The 18,019-nt window shown below is 37.6% G+C and carries 17 protein-coding genes; 2 read left to right on the plus strand and 15 right to left on the minus strand.

All coding sequences use genetic code 11. The annotated features are described in order from the left end of the window. Nucleotides 1–163: 163 nt before the first annotated feature. The 4 genes from JNUCC23_RS17825 to JNUCC23_RS17840 form a co-directional block, all read right to left on the minus strand. The gene (locus JNUCC23_RS17825; RefSeq protein WP_403068396.1) at nt 164–1,138 is read right to left on the minus strand and encodes a Gfo/Idh/MocA family protein; all 975 of its coding nucleotides are present in this window, start codon (nt 1,136–1,138) and stop codon (nt 164–166) included. A gap of 232 nt (nt 1,139–1,370) precedes the next feature. Continuing rightward, on the minus strand, nt 1,371–1,763 hold the full coding sequence (locus tag JNUCC23_RS17830) for a VOC family protein (protein ID WP_454212756.1): 393 nt from the start codon (nt 1,761–1,763) through the stop codon (nt 1,371–1,373). A 224-nt stretch (nt 1,764–1,987) separates the two neighbouring features. After that, the gene (locus JNUCC23_RS17835; protein WP_454212758.1) at nt 1,988–3,184 is read right to left on the minus strand and encodes an MFS transporter; all 1,197 of its coding nucleotides are present in this window, start codon (nt 3,182–3,184) and stop codon (nt 1,988–1,990) included. A gap of 117 nt (nt 3,185–3,301) precedes the next feature. Further along, nucleotides 3,302–4,465: a Gfo/Idh/MocA family protein gene (locus JNUCC23_RS17840; RefSeq protein ID WP_454212760.1), complete on the minus strand. Its 1,164-nt coding sequence runs from the start codon at nt 4,463–4,465 to the stop codon at nt 3,302–3,304. Nucleotides 4,466–4,927: 462 nt separating this feature from the next. On the opposite strand from JNUCC23_RS17840, the gene JNUCC23_RS17845 reads away from it, so the two are divergent. Then, complete coding sequence (locus JNUCC23_RS17845; RefSeq protein ID WP_403068384.1) at nt 4,928–5,704, plus strand: IclR family transcriptional regulator; 777 nt, start codon at nt 4,928–4,930, stop codon at nt 5,702–5,704. Nucleotides 5,705–5,780: 76 nt separating this feature from the next. On the opposite strand, the gene JNUCC23_RS17850 is transcribed toward JNUCC23_RS17845, so the two are convergent. The 7 genes from JNUCC23_RS17850 to JNUCC23_RS17880 form a co-directional block, all read right to left on the minus strand. After that, nucleotides 5,781–7,598 carry an ABC transporter ATP-binding protein gene (locus JNUCC23_RS17850; RefSeq protein WP_454212762.1) on the minus strand — a complete coding sequence of 606 codons (1,818 nt, stop codon included), beginning with the start codon at nt 7,596–7,598 and terminating at the stop codon, nt 5,781–5,783. Further along, complete coding sequence (locus JNUCC23_RS17855; RefSeq protein WP_454212764.1) at nt 7,591–9,333, minus strand: ABC transporter ATP-binding protein; 1,743 nt, start codon at nt 9,331–9,333, stop codon at nt 7,591–7,593. Before JNUCC23_RS17855 ends, JNUCC23_RS17850 begins: the two co-directional genes overlap by 8 nt. A 15-nt stretch (nt 9,334–9,348) precedes the next feature. Further along, the gene (locus JNUCC23_RS17860; RefSeq protein ID WP_454212766.1) at nt 9,349–9,810 is read right to left on the minus strand and encodes a PadR family transcriptional regulator; all 462 of its coding nucleotides are present in this window, start codon (nt 9,808–9,810) and stop codon (nt 9,349–9,351) included. Between the two features lie 529 nt (nt 9,811–10,339). Next, complete coding sequence (locus JNUCC23_RS17865; RefSeq protein ID WP_454212768.1) at nt 10,340–11,683, minus strand: MFS transporter; 1,344 nt, start codon at nt 11,681–11,683, stop codon at nt 10,340–10,342. 226 nt (nt 11,684–11,909) lie between these two features. After that, on the minus strand, nt 11,910–13,052 hold the full coding sequence (locus tag JNUCC23_RS17870; protein ID WP_454212770.1) for a 5-methyltetrahydropteroyltriglutamate--homocysteine S-methyltransferase: 1,143 nt from the start codon (nt 13,050–13,052) through the stop codon (nt 11,910–11,912). 165 nt (nt 13,053–13,217) lie between these two features. Beyond that, the gene (locus tag JNUCC23_RS17875; RefSeq protein WP_062176126.1) at nt 13,218–14,135 is read right to left on the minus strand and encodes a LysR family transcriptional regulator; all 918 of its coding nucleotides are present in this window, start codon (nt 14,133–14,135) and stop codon (nt 13,218–13,220) included. Continuing rightward, nucleotides 14,104–14,253 (minus strand): hypothetical protein, encoded by a 150-nt coding sequence (locus tag JNUCC23_RS17880; protein ID WP_403068363.1) that lies wholly within the window; start codon nt 14,251–14,253, stop codon nt 14,104–14,106. The genes JNUCC23_RS17875 and JNUCC23_RS17880 overlap by 32 nt, the downstream gene beginning before the upstream one ends. A gap of 336 nt (nt 14,254–14,589) precedes the next feature. Here JNUCC23_RS17880 and JNUCC23_RS17885 point away from each other — a divergent pair, with 336 nt between their 5' ends. Further along, a complete protein-coding gene (locus tag JNUCC23_RS17885; RefSeq protein ID WP_062176123.1) occupies nt 14,590–14,784 on the plus strand; it encodes a hypothetical protein in 195 nt (64 codons plus the stop codon). A gap of 292 nt (nt 14,785–15,076) precedes the next feature. Here JNUCC23_RS17885 and pdxA read toward each other — a convergent pair whose 3' ends face one another. The 4 genes from pdxA to JNUCC23_RS17905 all read right to left on the minus strand — a co-directional run bounded on the left by pdxA (nt 15,077) and on the right by JNUCC23_RS17905 (nt 17,953). Next, nucleotides 15,077–16,072, minus strand: coding sequence for a 4-hydroxythreonine-4-phosphate dehydrogenase PdxA (gene pdxA, locus JNUCC23_RS17890; protein WP_062176120.1), 996 nt, complete (start codon nt 16,070–16,072; stop codon nt 15,077–15,079). 3 nt (nt 16,073–16,075) lie between these two features. Next, a complete protein-coding gene (locus JNUCC23_RS17895) occupies nt 16,076–17,365 on the minus strand; it encodes a four-carbon acid sugar kinase family protein (RefSeq protein WP_454212773.1) in 1,290 nt (429 codons plus the stop codon). 80 nt (nt 17,366–17,445) lie between these two features. Next, nucleotides 17,446–17,730, minus strand: coding sequence for a 2-keto-3-deoxygluconate permease (locus tag JNUCC23_RS17900; RefSeq protein ID WP_454212775.1), 285 nt, complete (start codon nt 17,728–17,730; stop codon nt 17,446–17,448). Nucleotide 17,731: 1 nt separating this feature from the next. Further along, nucleotides 17,732–17,953 (minus strand): 2-keto-3-deoxygluconate permease, encoded by a 222-nt coding sequence (locus tag JNUCC23_RS17905; protein WP_454212777.1) that lies wholly within the window; start codon nt 17,951–17,953, stop codon nt 17,732–17,734. Nucleotides 17,954–18,019 lie beyond the last annotated feature (66 nt).

The raw sequence follows: 18,019 nt of genomic DNA on the forward strand, positions 1-18,019 counted from the left end.
TATTAATGAATATTATTTGATGGTTTTTGATAGCTTTTTCCAAAAAAGATTGGATGCCATTTAAGCACCCAATCTTTTTGAGAAATCATTAACTTTAATGTTAGCTTCCTTCTTTTTCAGATCTTACCTTCCTTTTCCCATCCCTAATCAAAAAATTCTCTACCTAGCTTATTTCACCCATGACCCAGTTTGTTCTCGCACCGGTCACTCCAGTACTTGGGCACTGACCGCTATCCCCTGTTAAGTCAGCTACAATCGTTTCTACAAGGGGTTGATGAACGTGCTGTGGCGCTTCAAAATTCCACTGCTCTGTTCCACTAATAGTAGTCAAAACGATGGGATCATTTCCGAAGGTGGAAAAGGTAATTTTCCCTTTACTGCCGACGATTTCATTCACATCCACATCTTCAAAAGCAGAAAAACACCAATTTCCTACACCATGAATTCCAGATTCAAATCGATAGGTACTTGTAACGATATCTTCCGCACTATAATAGCCTGCTTGATTTGAAGTAAAACCTTGAACATCTTTAATAGGTCCCAGTAAAAAATCTAATAAATCGAGCGTATGACTGGCTAAATCAAAAAACAGTCCTCCTCCGGACAATTCAGGTTGAACCCTCCACGGGAGATTTTGTGAGTCCAACACATCTTCTGAAGCTTTTTGATACTGTGTTATTGATACGAAACGAACGTCTCCGATCGCTTTATTTTCTAGCAACTCTTTTATTTTTACAAATCGAGGCAGCGCCCTACGGTAGTAAGCAACATATAAAGGAACGCGAGCCTCCTTGCAAGCAGCTACCATTTCATTGCATTCAGCAAAATTGAGTGCCATTGGCTTTTCTACATAAACAGGTTTTCCAGCCTTTGCAACTTTAATTGTATATTCTTTATGTGAACTAGGTGGTGTTGCAATATAGACAGCATCGACATCTGGATCGTTAATAAGTGCGTCGGCATCATCATACCATTTCGGAACATTATGTCTTTGCGCATAGTCTTTTGCTAGTTCACCGGTTCTCCGCATAACGGCAACCAACTCTGAATTTTTACTTTTTTGGAATGCTGGTCCACTTTTCACTTCCGTCACATCACCGCATCCAATAATGCCCCAACGAACTTTTTCAAATTTCACGATAATAGTCCCCCTTCTTTTATAAATAGAAACAACTGATTATGAAAATCATTTTACAGAATTCCCCCTAATGAAAAAGCCCACTTCTTATGGAAGATAGTAAGTGGGATGTTTGTGAGAAAGAACCCCATCAGCTTTAGCCCTGGGAGTGGTCAGAAACAACTCTAATCACTTTATTAACTCCCTCTCTCTTTATAATTGTCGTATTATATTAAGTTCCTTTTCTTCTTCATCAACTTCTCATATGTAATGAATCTGGATGCATCTCCATAAACTCAATCCAATTCCCATCGGGATCTACTACCCAGAACTGGTAGTTTAAACTCATCCCTTGAGTAATGTCTACTGCTAGTGTTACTCCTTTTTTCTTTAAATTTTCCGCTGTTCCGTGGATATCTTCAACTTCGAAACAAATATGATTTTCTCTTTCTTTAACACCTTCGACACCATGGTAAAATAATTCAATAAAGCACCCTTCAGCAACTTTCACGTATTCAATCCACGGTTCACCATTTGGCTGATTCAATTCAAACGCTTTCTTAAAACCAAGTTTATTACAATAAAAATCCAATGAACGTTCCATATCTACTACTTTTAATCCTACGTGATTAATCCCTTTAATCATATTCAATCCCACCCCATATCGTATGTATCTTCATTCTATATTTTCTATAAATCCTCATGTCTCTACTTGTAAAAGCCAGTTAATGGTCATCCAAACAATAAAAGTCCACTCTATAAGGCAATACTTTTAATAGTTATATTGTTATATATAATGACACCCTTCTTATTTAAGAAAGGGGCCAGATTGTTTTTTTATAAGTCACTGTCCTCAAATCCTCGTAAATACTAGCTCGCTTGTAGGAACTTGTTTTCTGTAAGTTTCCTTTTTCCATGGAGTACATAATACAAAAAAATACTCGCAAATACGACCACTGCCAAAGTTAAATACACGCCACGAAAACCAACGACTGGAATGATAAACCCTAATAGAAAAGGGCCAATTCCTACTCCTGAATCTATAAACACGTAAAAGGTCGAGGTTGCAAGCCCCACTCGATGCCGCGGTGATTCCTTTATGGCAATAGCTTGACAGCAAGAAGTCATCGTTCCAAATCCAAGACCAATTAGCGCTCCTGCTAAAAGGAGAATGAATCCTTGGTTGGCTTGACTAAGAGTAACTAATCCGATCACAAATAATAGTAACGCTGGATACATCACAATGTTATCCCCTCTTTTATCTAATAGCCGTCCAGTAAATGGTCTTGAAATCAAGATGAAAACAGCATATACAAGAAAGAAGAAACTTGCAGCCTCCATTAAATTAATTTCTTTTGCATAAGAAGTCATAAATGACAGGATACCTGAGTAAGCAAAACCCATAATTGCCATAATGATAGCGATAGGAACAGCCTTTATTTCGAAAAAATCTTTCAACTTAAAACCTTTCATCGCATCAAGCTGTTCTTTTGTGATGTTTCCTTCAGGGATATGCACAAATAATAAGATAATAGTACTTATGAGAGAGAAAAGTGTACAAGCTACAAATATGATCGTAAAACTTCCTTGTTCACTGATATAAAGACCTAAGAAGGGGCCAACCGCCATTGCAAGGGTTATACTTAATGAAAAATAGCTTATTCCTTCTCCACGACGTTCATTCGGAATAATATCCATGATAACGGTTGCTATAACTGTGGTAAACACCCCAAACCCTGCTCCATGAATAAAACGAATAAATAATAATACGTTCATGTTTTCTACAATAAAATATAACAACATCATAATCAAAAATAAAAATAATCCGCCATAAAGCATCTTTTTACGTCCAACAATCTCAATATATTTTCCAACAAAAATACGTGAAACTAGTGCACCCACTACAAATATACTAGACGCAAGACCCGCCATGCTTTGTGAAGCGTTAAATTCTTCAATCGCATAAACAGTTAAAGTCGTTATTAATAAATAAAAGGTCAAACTCCCAAAAAAAGTGGATACGGACATGATGATAAAATCTTTTGTCCATAATTTCGATGTATTCACCTCTATTCCTCCTATTTCCAAAACAATAAAGTATATTGTCCAATATTTTTCTAAACTGATTATTTTGTATTTACAAAAGCCTCGTTTCCGATTCTAACAAACCACTAGTTAAAAATATTAATGAGTCCCCTTTACATCTAATGTTGTGTTTGTTACATTCTTTTTCTCGAATGTAGAAGTACTAATTTTTTCTTGTAATTTTTCAAAATAATAGTTGGGGTCGACAGGTAATTCTACTGTTTCATTTAACCAAGAAGATAAGTACATGGCATTGGCAATTTCTAATGCCTTTACCCCGTCTTCACCTGGTGCAAGTAAAGGTGAACCTTTACGAATCGAATCAATCCAGTTTTGAATAATCCTTACATGATTTGCATTTTCACTTTTTACAGAAACATCAATTTCCTTCCATTCTGGATGACCGAAACCACCTTTGTAGGTCTTATTAAATTCACGTTCTGATTGTGTTAATTGGTAGAAGGTAAGTTCTTCATTTTCAACAACGATTTTCCCGCGATCTCCAATGATCTCAAAGCGATTCGTTCCCGGAACTTCTCCTGTTGAAGTAATAAATACACCCGTCGCCCCATTATCATATTCGACATATGCTGTTACATCATCTTCAACCTCAATATCATGGTACTTTCCTACACTAGATACTGCACGAATCCGTTTGGGCATATCCCCTGTCGTCCACTGCCAAATATCTAATTGGTGAAGTGCCTGATTTAATAGAACACCTCCACCTTCACCTTTCCATGTGGCTCTCCATTTACTTGAATCATAATAACTTTGTGAACGGTAAATATCCGTCACAATCAAATTGGTTCGTTTAATCTCACCAAGTTCTCCTGAACGAATAAGATCCCGTAACTTTTGATAAAGGGGATTCGCCCTTTGGTTATACATGATACCAAATACTTTACCACTAGCTTTAGCTGCTCCATTCATTTCCAACACATTTTTTGTATAAACCCCTGCTGGTTTCTCAATGAGGACGTGTATCCCATTCGTAAAGGCTGTTTTTGCTAGGTCTGGATGACTGTAATGGGGCGTCGCAATTAGAACGGCATCAATTCCTGATTCACTAAAAAAGGTCTCTTCATCCCGGAAAATTTGCACATCTCCTTGTGTATTATTTTTCACCCATTCAATTCGACTTTCATTACGACTACAAATGGCTGTTAATGTTGCCCCTTCGATTTGTCCTTTATCCAGTAATTGAACATGTGAGCTGCCTATATTCCCTACTCCAATTACGCCGACTTTTACCAAACCCATATCTATCCACCTCTAATTTTTAAATATTTAAAAAATTTAGTTAAAAAATCACTAGTATGCAACAATCTAAATGAATTATGAACCACTATGTGGTACACTTGTATCGTTATTTGGTTAACTTGAGTATAATGAATGTATAACACCTTTGTCAATCAGATTGTTTTTCTTCATACAATCATCAGTTATGATACAAAACGCCACCATTTACCACATGTAACAAGCTACATGTGGTAAATGGTGGCGTTTTGGAGCCGGAACTGTGAATGCTTTCTAAAGTAAAATCAGTATACCTGCTAAGTGACGGGATTATGAGTAAGTTGCGAAGCCATGTCCCCATGTCCTTCATACAAAAAACTTGAAAGCTAACTTCTACATATTTGATCAATGACAGAAATTCTATATGAAAGATCAAAATTTCAGATATAATTGAATGGGTAGATAAGATGGAAGGAGTACATACGTTTGAGTAACGATAAACAAGATCAAAATAAGACATCTAACGTTCAAGTTATTTCTCGGGCGGCTAACATACTGAGGACTCTTAGGGATCATCCAAAAGGATTAAGCCTATCTCAGATTGCAAAAGAAGTGGGATTAGCACGATCAACAGTGCAAAGAATTGTTCAAACTCTAGAACATGAAAATTTTGTCGCACAAGCCTCTGCTTACGGCGGTATCCGTCTTGGTCCTGAGATTGCAATGCTTGCTGCTGCTGTCCATAGTGACCTTAGAGAAGAAATTAGGCCATTTTTAATTCAACTATCAAATGAAGTAAATGAAACCGTCGACCTCTCAGTTTTAGATAACGGAAAGGTACTTTTTGTAGATCAAATTATCGCTTCACATCCACTACAAGCGACTTCACAACCCGGAGCATCTTTTCCATTACATTGCACGGCAAATGGAAAGGCTATACTCGCCTCACTACCTACAACCGAGGTTGAAAAGCTCCTACCCAATCAATTAACAAAGTACACAGATAAAACGATGACGAATCGAGATGAACTGTTAAAAGAGTTAGAAGTAGTTCGTAAAGAAGGTGTTGCTTTTACCAAAGAAGAGCACATTCATGGAATTTGTGCGGTAGGCGCAGTTGTTGTTGATAGTATGAAAAATCTAAGTGCTGTCTCTATACCACTCCCAGCAACTCGTTTTTATGGTAATGAGGAAAGGCTAGCAACTGCCCTTCTCGAAACTTGTCAAAAGATTAATGAACACTTTAATACAACAATAAAGTGAAACTTCAATCAGTGGGGGGTTTCTTCCCCCCACTTCAAACTTTTGTTAGAAAGTTAAGTGGCGGGAGTATTCATCCTCAAATATTAAACTGACTATCATACATGTCAAAATAAAAGCCTTTCTCCTGCAACAGTTCCTGATGGGTACCCGATTCAATGATCTCTCCATGATGGATAACCAAAATCCGGTCGGCATTCTCAATTGTTTTTAAGCGGTGGGCAATTACAAAGCTTGTCCGTCCCTCAGTTAAGCGATTCAATCCTTCTTGGATTTCAATTTCAGTTCTGGTATCAATGCTAGATGTTGCTTCATCAAGAATCAATATATCTGAATCCGCTAAAATGGCCCTGGCAATCGCAAGCAATTGGCGTTGTCCCTGACTTATGTTGGAGCCACCTGATGTGATTGACGTTTGATATTTTTCGGGTAAATGCTTGATGTATCCGTGAGCAGAAGCCATTTTTGCCGCAGCAATGACTTCATCATCGGTTGCTTCCAAACGTCCATAACGGATATTTTCCATGATGGTCCCGGAAAATAGAAAGGTATCCTGAAGCACAATACCAATTTTTTTGCGCAACTTACTAATTTTATAATCTCTAATGTCCTGACCATCGATTTTTATTTCACCAGAATGAATGTCATAGAACCTCATTAACAGATTGATGATGGTCGTTTTACCCGAACCAGTTGGACCTACCAAGGCAATTTTCTCGCCTGCCCTTACTTTAAAATTAATATTTTTCAAGATCGGCTTTTCATCCTCATAGCAAAAGTGAACATTGGAAAATTCGACATCACCATGAAAGGAATCGATTGGAATCGGATTCTCTTTATCCTTCAAATCTGGAGTTTCATCCATGATTTCAAACACCCTCTCAGCGCCAGCTATCGCGGACTGAAACGTATTCAATAGACTGGATAGTTGGTTAATAGGCCGGAAGAATTGGCGGGAATACGTGACGAAGGCGGCAATGATCCCGACAGATGTCATCCCTTGAACCGTCATAATCGCGCCAAACCCAATCACTAATCCTAGTCCCGCATTGTTAATGAAGTTATTAATCGGTCCAAGAAAGCCTGATACCGTATCTGCCGCCATTGCCGAATGGCGCAGTCTTTCATTAACCACCGAGAATTTCGCAATAGTCTTTTCCTCTTTCCCAAAGAGTGTAATCACTTCGTTTCCTGAAATGGACTCCTCGATAAATCCGTTCAACTCTCCCAAGTCTCGCTGTCTTTTGATGAAATTACTGCTGCTGTATGTGATGATTTTTTTAGTCGTAAAGATCATCACTGGAATGATCAACAGCGTCACAATGGCAAGCACCCAATTAAGTGAAAACATCGCAATCGTAACACCTGATACCATTAAGATGGATGAAAAAATTTGAATAACGCTTTGACTGAGCGCATTATTCAAGCTCTCAATATCATTTGTCACTCGGCTCATCAAATCTCCATGTGTACGTTTATCGAAAAACCTTAAGGATAATACCTGAAATTTATTAAATAAATCCTGACGTAATATCCGAATCGTCTGTAATGATACGCGGACCATCAAAAACGTTTGCAACCAGGTGAATATTGAGATAGCCGTATAAACAGAAGCTAATAATACCAAAAGCCGAAGAGTCCCATCAATATCCTTTGGAATGATGTAGTCATCAATGATGACCCCAATCAAATAGGGACCTAATAAGCCTAATAGTGTAGAAAAGATAACAAAAATAATCGCTGTGATCAGCGCTACTTTTTGCACTTCCATATATCGCCAAATTCGTTTAACCGTTCCTTTTTTATCCTTCGCTTTAACAACCGGTCCGGAAAACCCTCTTGGTCCACGGGCGCGACCCATTACATTCGGGACAGGCTGTGAGGAAGTTTTACTCATAGGAATGGACCTCCTTCCCGCTTTGCGTAATATAGATATCGTGATAGACACGGCTTTTCGCAAGTAATTCTTCATGTGTTCCACTTGCTTCGATCCTTCCATCATCCACGACGAGAATCTGGTCGGCATCCATAATCGATGAAATTTTTGCAGAGATGATGAACACAGTTGTATCTGAATAATCTTGTTTTAATGCCTGTTGCACCGCTGTTTCCGATAAAGCGTCAATGGCCGAAGTTGAGTCATCTAGGATTAAAAATTTCGGTTTCCGGATGAATGCACGCGCCATCGATAGACGTTGTTTTTGGCCACCGGACAAATTCGTCGCTCCTTGCATGAGCTCATGGGCAAATTTTCCGTCAAATCTATTTATAAACTCACTTGCAGCTGCAGACTGAGCCACGCTTTCCATCTCAAGCGTTGTTGCTTCCTCTTTGCCGAAGCGTAAATTCTCCTCAATCGTACCGGAAAACAGCGTGGCTTTTTGCGGAACAAAACCAATCGCTGTTCGCAGTTTTTCCAGAGGATATTCTTTTATGTTGACCCCATCGATCAAGATAGCTCCCGAATCTGGATCGTATAGGCGTGGAATCAATTTTACGAGCGTCGATTTCCCACTACCAGTCGAACCGATAATTCCAATCGTCTCACCTGCTTTAGCCTGAAAAGAAATATTTTTTAACACATATTCTCCATTTTTACTATAACTAAAATTCACCTGTCTAAACTCCACTTCACCGCGTATTGCTGGAAGAAGAGCTAGACTTTCAGGTTCAGTAATATCAATTTCCGTATCAAGTACCTGGTGAATCCGATCTGCTGAAGTAAAGGAACGAGTAATCTGCATCAACACATGGCTGCTCGTCATTAATCCATTCATAATAATGTTCAAATAATTAATGAAAGCTAAGATGACGCCGACTTGAAGTGTGCCTTCATTCACTTTTATCGCCCCCATCCATAGACCCGCAACAACACCAATATTCACTACGAACAACATAATAGGCATGAGCGTAAGAATGACTTGCTCGGCCGACATATTCCGCTTCATTAACGAATCATTTACCGTTTTGAAATTTTCCTTCTCATAATCTTGACGATCGAACGCTTTGATAACACGGATACCTGCCAAAGTTTCCTGAAGTTTTGTATTAACCTGATCCATCGCTTTTTGCACTCTTGCAAACAATTTGCCTGATTTAGCAGAAAAATAATAGATAAAAGCAATTAAAACCGGGATGGCAACGAATAACACAGGAAACAATTCACGTGCTGTAAACCAGACAATGACCACTGATCCAATAAATAGCAACGGTCCACGTACAAAAACACGCAATGTCATCATAAGTGCCTGCTGAACTGCCGCAATATCATTCGTCACAATGGTTATTAATTTTCCAGTACCAAATGAATCGGTATTTTGATTGGAAAATTGCTCCGTCTTCCTGAACACATCACGACGAATATCTGTTGCAAAATGGACAGCCGCTTTCGTACTGTAAATGGAACTGCCAGCTCCTCCTATTAACCCTACAAAAGCTGTCAATAACATGAGCAGCCCGAGCTTTATGACATAAGCATTGTCTTGATTAGCGATTCCCACATCAATGATATGCTGCATGATAGTCGGCTGTAGCAAATCCATCGCTACTTCAATGCACATCAAGAACGGCCCCAAAATGGCGAAAAGTGTATAGGGTTTTACATATTGAAGTAATTTCCTCAAGGACTTCATTTAAGTTCCCCCTCCCTACCTGTTTTCTTTCTTTAGACGCTCGGTTATTTCTTTTAAAAAGGCGATTAATTCTACAGATTTTTCTGCATTCATTCTTGCTCCCTTCATTGCTTTTCGCATCTCGACTTCCCACAGATCGATAGCCTCCTTTAGCTGAACGGACTCTGTTGAATTCCGCCAAATCGACCACTCTTTCCAATCCACCCAGAAATCTCCTTTTCCACTCTTCGCAAACTCCTCCAAACGATCTTTTCCTTTTTGATTAATAAAATAGACTTTTTTGTCTGTTTCAGGCTCAAGATCGATCATTTCCTGATTTTGTAATTCTTGAAGTGCAGGATAAACTGTACCCGCACTAGCCAAATAATGACCATCCGAACGATCCTCCAATTCCTTCATGATTTGATAACCATGCATCGAATCATCTCTGAGTAAATGTAAGATGGCTAATTGTACAAACCCTCTCCGCTTTTTCATCATATCCCTCCATCTCTAATTATATCGGTAATTATAATCGATATATCGATAAAAAACAATCGATTGTTCTATAACACTTTAAAAATCCTACATAAATAGAAAAATGACGATCGAGGTAAGATCAAAATAAGTAAAAAGCGATTTAGGAGTAGGGTCAGGATAATGCGGATTTAAAATGTTAATGTTAAGGAAATCCAAATAAAAAAGCCTAATTTCTCGGTGTTGCAAGTGAGAAATTAGACTTTAGCTACTTCATTAAAGCGCCCTTCGGTTGAATAACAGAGGAGTCTCTATTAGCTGGTTAGGTCAAAAAGCGTCTCCACCTATTGTATAAGTAACAAAATCTCATATATTGAGCTTAGTGACTAGATATGATTTTAACAGGAGTTTTGGTAAATTCTTTAAGTCTGTTATTTGGCGCATACATATAAAGTGAAACTTCAATCAGTGGGGGTTTTGACTTTCCGTTAATGCGGGATAAAATCGAATGCAAAAAGGAGGTCCGAATTTCCCCCGACCTCCTTTCGCTTTATAATGACTGAACTATTTTCGTGTTGTTTACCTCTGATTCATGGACAGTTTGATAATCGGCGTGTTTGTCATTAACAAATAACAATGCGATCATACCGAATATAGCAGCAATTCCAATGGCGATAAAGTTAAATTGTGGCTGTAGGTTCATGGTCAGTAACACCGCCACATAAGTCGGAGCCACAATGGAGCCGATGCGACCAAAGGCCATTGTACTTCCAAGTGCTGCCGATCGAATGTTGACAGGATAATACGAAGCAACAAATGCATTTGACATATTTTGCAGACCAACTGTTGCAGCACCGATGAGAAAAATTAAAAAGTACGCGACATATAGATTCGTAGAAAAGCCAATTAGTGTTAAAGAAATAGCACCAACCAAATAAAGCGGAATTAACACATTTTTAAATCCTATTTTTTGAATGACATTACCAAGTATTAATGTGCCAACAATCGAACCGATTTGTAATACAGCAACAAACATTAAACTTGAAGATAAGTTATAACCAGCCTGCAGCATTAATGTAGGTAACCAAGTATTAAGTGAATACATTAAAATGAATGTACAGAAGCAGGCTAACCAAAACATCATCGTTGTAACAGCGAACTTTTTGGTGAAAAGAGCACTAACGGGTGATTTTTGTGTTTGTACTACCTTTTTATACGTAAAATCAAGTGTTGTAGCAGCGCTTGGTTGAATTTTATCGACAACCATCGCAATGCGGTCATGTTGTTTGTTATTAAGCAAGTAGTCAAGTGATTCTGGAATCGCTTTTAACATGAATGGAATAAAAATTAAAGGAATAGCGCCAATCCAGTAAACTGGTTGCCATCCGAAATCAGCCAGTAACGCTTGACCGATGAAGGACGCACCCATCGCACCAACTGAATAGCCACAAAAAATAAAAGAAATGATAGCCGCACGATATTTTAATGGTGCATATTCAGAAATAAGTGAAGCGATATTCGGCATAACCCCACCAAACCCAAAGCCGGCAATCACGCGACAAATCGTAAAGATGATGGCATTCGGTGCAAAACCTGAAAGCATGGTAAAAATACTAAACAGCAGTGTCGTTAAAATAATAATACGCCTACGACCAAATCGATCCGAATAGAGACCGAACAGTACCGCACCAGCAGCTGTGCCTATGGTTGTATAGCTACCGATAGTACCGGCTACCATATTTGAAATCCCCCATGATTCTTTTAAGAAGGGAATGGTAGCGCCATAGATTACGACATCATATCCTTCAAACATTAGAATGATAAATAACCAAAAAACTAACAGAATGTGGAACGGTTTTAATTTACTTTGTTCAAAGAAAGAAATAGGATTCATAATATACCCCCAATAAAATGACTATATGATGATGCCAGCATGATCGCTTGTTTATACAAGTAAGTGTAGCGCGGAGCAAACCATATAGTTTAAAACTATATCTTGTTATAGCTTTAAACTATAACAAGATATATATAATCCAACATTAAATTTGGCATGATACGTTTTTTAAGTAAACCTCCCTCCTACCTACTAATAGGAGGGAGAGGTTCTACAAATCTATTATTTAGTTCGAAACACTTTCAGTTGTTACCCACACACTCTCAGCAATTTTAATCATGTGACTTATTTTATTCCACTGTTCTTCTTCTGTTAATATGTTTCCTTCTTCCGTGCTAGAGAATCCGCATTGCGGGCTTAATGCTAGGTTTTCTAAAGGAATATATTGACTTGCTTCTTTTATTCTACCTTTGATACTTTCTGGATCTTCTAGTTCTGGGAATTTAGATGTTATCAATCCTAGTACGACTGTTTGGTCATCACGTTTAAAGTTTTTTAATGGTTCAAAATCGCCTGAACGGTTATCATCATATTCTAGGAAGAGTCCATCTACATTTAAGTTAGCAAATATCGCATCAGATATATTATCGTATCCACCACTTGTAATATAGGTAGACTTGAAGTTTCCACGACAAATATGCATGGTAATGACCATATCATCAGGTTTCTTAGCAATAGCATCATTTAAACAACTTACTCTAGTATCGATGATGTCACTAACTTCCATGTTCAGTCTTTCAACGACTGCTTTTATGCGTTCTTCCGAAACAAAATCAATCCAAGAAGTATCATCTAATTGTAAATAGCGACAGCCTGCATCATAGAAAGCTTGAATGGCTGTTTGGTACGCTGTTACGGTATCGTTATAGAATTGCTCTCTATTCCCGTTATAATACTCATCACCCTGAATCCTAGTGAATAACATATTGGGACTTGGAATGGCAAACTTAGCAACTTGACTTCCATCACCATATTTGTCCACTGCCTCTTGTAAGAACTTAAAGTGTTCTACCATATAATGATTATCAAAGCCTACTTTATCAACCACTTTAATAGCATTATTTCTTGTTCTAGCACCTTTGAAGTTACTTACATATTCCGTTTCAAACAGTTCTACCCCTTCTAAACCTGATAGGAAATCTAAGTGCCACCAAGAACGTCTAAATTCACCATCCGTTATTGCTTTAAGCCCTACCTTAATTTGGTTTTGTACAAGTTTCCCGATCTCTTGATCCTCTATAGCCTTTAAAGCATCTTTATCAATTTCCCCATTCACATAAGCCTTTCTTGCTTCTTTAATCGGTTCTGTTCTTAGAAAACTACCTACATGATCGGCCCTAAATGGCGCTTTAACTGTTGTGTTTATCATACATGATGCCCTTCTTTCTTTAATATAAAAAAACCTTCTTCTCATAAATAGGAAGAGGGGTAATTACCGTAACTAGTTGTCTTCTTATTTGATATGAGGTAAGTATAGCACGGAAAAATCAGTATAACGTAACACGTAAAATCTATCTCTTGCCATAGCTTTTAACTATAGCTGTGATTGTTCTTTTGCGATTGCTTCTTGTAAATATTGAATATAGATATTGGCCAGTGTACTGTTCGTTACATTTTTGTGAGTAATATATCCAACGGTAATCCGTTCATCCACCTTCAAGGGAACCGCAATAATGTCTTCATCGTTTAATTCATGACTAATGACACCTGTCGAAATCGTATAGCCATTTAATCCAATCAGTAAGTTAAATAAAGTGGCCCGGTCACTAACCCGAATATTTTTTGGTCTAGAAAGAGTGCTTAAAATCTCCTCAGAAAAATAAAAGGAATTATAATCTCCTTGTTCAAAAGAGAGATATGGAAACGGGCGTAAATCAGATAATGTCACATATTCCTGCTTCACAAGTGGGTTCTTTGAACTAATAAAGACATGTGGTTTCGCTTCAAATAGCTCATGAAATATTAAATTTCCTTCTCTAAGAAACTTATAAATCACCTTTTTGTTGAACTCATTTACATATAAAACGCCAATTTCACTACGTAGGTTTTTCACATCATCAATGATTTCATATGTCTTCGTTTCTCGTAAAGTGAACTCATATTCCTTTCGATCATAATCTTTTAGTAGTTGTACAAAGGCACTCACCGCAAATGCATAGTGTTGAGCTGATACAGAAAAATTCTGTTGAGGTGCTTGCGTATTGGAATAGCGATTTTCAAGAAGCTCTGCCTGTTCAACCACCTGCCTTGCGTAACCTAAAAACTCCGAACCTTCAGGAGTAATCATAATTCCCTTATTGGTTCGCGAAAAAATCGTAATCCCCATTTCTTTCTCCAGCTCTTTTAGTGCGTTTGATAAGCTTGGCTGACTAATAAACAAATTCTGCGCTGCTTTGCTAATCGAACGACTTCTTGCCACTTCAATCACATATTTTAATTGTTGTAACGTCATCTTTGATTCCTTCCTTTGATTGCAATGTTGTTTGAGTATGAATATCCACGTTCCTCGCTAAGTCAAAACATACTTCAATTGGTGCTTTAATCAATTGTTGATAACGGATAACAGGCATGTCAAATCTCCTTTTATACAATCCCTAACACTATCATTATAATCGTTTTTGTAATAACTAATCGGATTTTTCAATTATTTGAATGGGTATGAATCGTTCCATTCATTTTTCCTAATTACTGAACATACTGGGGAATCATGCTATACTTAGGTTAAATATAGTTCGTTCAATCCGTTGATTTCACTAGTTGAAAACACGGGTACTGTCATGACAAGTAGCATCGTAAAAAAGAAACAACGGTAGCCGTACAGGAGTAACGTTAACATACATCGAAATAACGGATGAAGAAATAATAGACGACTTAAATTACTTTGCACTTTAAGGAGGACTTATAAAATGACGCTTGCTGAGTACAACGAAAAGTACGAATCGATCCTTCGCAACAGTTATATTTCAGACAGACAAAAAGCACTAAAATTAGCTGATCTCCTGACCGATATGGAAGGGCAAATCAATGAGGCTGGGGAACCGTACAGTAAAGAGATATTAACGTTATATAAAAAAGTATCTCTTCTATCCACCTTGTTATAATCTCTTTAGTTATCATTCGACCTTACTTACTAGTGAGGTTCTTTTTTGGGGATTTGTGTGATCCGATCACGGCATTTCTGTTTCCCCTTTCCTCATATCACCCCAAACTACCATATCACCCTAACTCATCTTTAATAGGTAAACCGCTTTTGCTAGATAACGACAGACGAATGAAGTAATCTGTCAAAAACAAAAAAACTCTAAAACGAGTAGAATACCTACACGTTTTAGAGTTTACAATACATTTAATCACAATCAGTGGAAGATGAGGCTCCACCGTTTGAAGTTGATCTTATCTTTTAGGTGCTAATTCAATCGCTGAATTTATAGCCGCTAACATACTTTTGTCATCAGCGATATTTTTACCAGCGATATCAAATGCTGTACCGTGATCGACAGACGTTCTAATGATGCCGCCTTTTAAGCCAACTGTTATATTAACACCTTCTTCAATACCCATTACTTTTACAGGCGCATGTCCTTGGTCATGATAACATGCAACGACAACATCAAAATCGCCTCTGCCAGCTCTGAAGAATAATGTATCAGCTGGTAGTGGACCTGTTACATCGATGCCTTCGGATTTCGCTTTCTCAATACCAGGCATTAATTTTTCTTCTTCTTCTCCATTACCAAACAAACCATTTTCTCCAGCATGTGGATTAATTCCACAAACGGCGATTCTAGGGTTGTCAAAGCCCGCTTTTGCAAGGGTATCATGTGCTAATTTGACAACTGTATACGTTCTTTCTGGGTTAATACTTGCAATCGCTTCTATTAATCCCATGTGAGTCGTTAAATGAATCACTCTTAAGTTAGGAGTCGTTAACATCATTGAAAAGTCTTCTGTATCTGTTAAATCAGCAAGAATTTCAGTGTGCCCTGGATAGATATGACCACCTTTATGCAATGCTTCTTTATTCAAAGGAGCTGTACAGATCGAGTCAATTTTCTTTTCTTTAGCTAATTCAATCGATTTAGCTAAATATTGGAACGCTGCGTCTCCTGCAGCAGCTGAAACTTCTCCGAAAGGTAAGTCAGCAGGTAAAAGATCTAAATCGATTACATCAATTGTTCCATATTCATATTTAGCTTCAGAAGGGTCTTTAATCATATTGATTGTTGCTGTTGATTGGACAATTGGACTTACCTTTTCTAAAATTTTTGCATCCCCAATAACCAATGGGTTACATTTTTCATATACTTCTTTGTGATTAAGAGATTTAACGATGATTTCAGGTCCAATACCTGCAGCATCTCCCATAGTAATTCCGATAATTGGTTTCATAATTCATTTTTCCCCCTTTAATTTTGTTATTGCATGTATGAAAACATCTTCTGCACCAAAGCCACCAGCTTTAGTGACCACATAAATGTTATCATTTCCTAAAAACTTAGAAATAGGTACACCGATTTCTAGTTCGTCTAGTAATTCAAAACCTTTAACATCCCATAAAGTACAAATTTGTTTAGCCGTATCTCCACCAGTCATGGAAACACCTGTGAAAATTCCTGATTCTAAGAGTACAGAGCAAACCGCACCAATTGCTTTTACAATTTCATTACTAATTTCAGTATGGCTAAGCCCTTTTGCTTCACCTGTACTCCATGCTTTTTCAATATCTTCTTTTTCCCCTGTGGAATAGATCAAAACATCTAAGCCCTCTTCTGCTTTTTGCATAGCTTCATGATAGACTCTTCTGATTTCACTTGTTCTTTCCATATTATCGGCGACGGCTTTGTAAGATTCAAATGGGATTGCGTAGACATTTGTTTTTTCTAACAGCACCTTCATCTGTGCTCTAGAATTTTTATTCACACTCCCAATAACCGTAAGTGTTGGATTTGTATTTTTAGGAATAGCCAATACGCTATTTCCTTTTGGAATGGCATAGTAGTCAGGAAGATAATTGGCAATCCCAGCAGACCCAACCCAAGTAAATTGATAGGTTAATTTTTGGGTGTAGTCCAAAATTTGTTTAAGGTGATACTCTTCTGTTGAATCAATGATAAGGTATGTTATCTCTTTTTGGAAATAACCCTTAATTTTTTCTTGAACAAATTGTTCCCCATGTTCTAAGTCATCAACTGTAATCGTACCAATTGTATGTTTCGTTTGTTCTTTTAAAAGTTCGGGTAAATATGATTGTGTTATAGGTGTTTTAGGGTCTTTTGCAATCTCTGTTTCTCCTAACGGAACACCCTTTAAATAGTGTGTAGATTGGAGAATCGTTCGATTGTTTTTAGGATAGCCAGGTGCGATCATAACAAAATCCGGTTTTACAACATCATATACCGCATCGATTTCTGCTCCAATATTTCCCCTCATTGTTGAATCGAGTTTTTTGAAAATATTTTTAAATCCTGCATCTTTGAGAAATTCTGCTATTTGTTTTACTTTTTCATAAGCTTCTTTTCGATCGATAGAACGGCTATCCGTATCAAAAACAACAGCTTCATATTGTTTAACGCTTGTTTCATCCATATCAAATAAAACAGTCGTTTTTAAACCGTGACGAGCTAATTGAACTCCACTATCATTGGCACCAGTCAAATCATCGGCTATAATAGCTAATTTCATACTTACACCTCTTTTGAACATAAATTATAGAAGGTTTATTTCTTTTGTTTTCCTTTTTTCGTAAGTTGTCCAGCTAGGAATCATACAAAAATCGGAAACGAAATAGCGGTTGTAACAACGCTTGCTGCAGGAGTTGCAACTTCATTTCCTGCTGTTGAACCTTCAGTAGCACCCACAATTAGATTCCACTTTAGGAATTTGAATGTTAAATAACCAGCTCCGCCTGTTAATACCACTGTTAACACGCCAAGTAACATACCTGATAATCCGCCTTCATTAATTTTTTCAAGGTCAATTCCCATACCTAAAGCAAATGCGAAGAACGGAATTAACATATCACTACCTTTTGGAAGGAACTTCTCCATTTCAGGATCCAAATTCCCTAATACCATACCAATGACAATCGGTAATAATACAGAAATATAAGAATAACGCAATTAAAGTACTAGCACCATCAACAAATAATGCTTGTATGAAATTCCCAATCCCTAGAAAGCCGGGTGCGAATGTGTTAATTAATGCTGCCAGAAGAAGTGGAACTACCATCATTCCTCCTGGAATACGAACTAACGTTGCTTTAATTTCCAACTTTAATACCCTATTAGAAAAATCATTTATATGAAAATATCGGTTGCATTCATTATATTAAGATAA

It is taken from the genome of Peribacillus sp. JNUCC 23 (genome assembly GCF_053653995.1).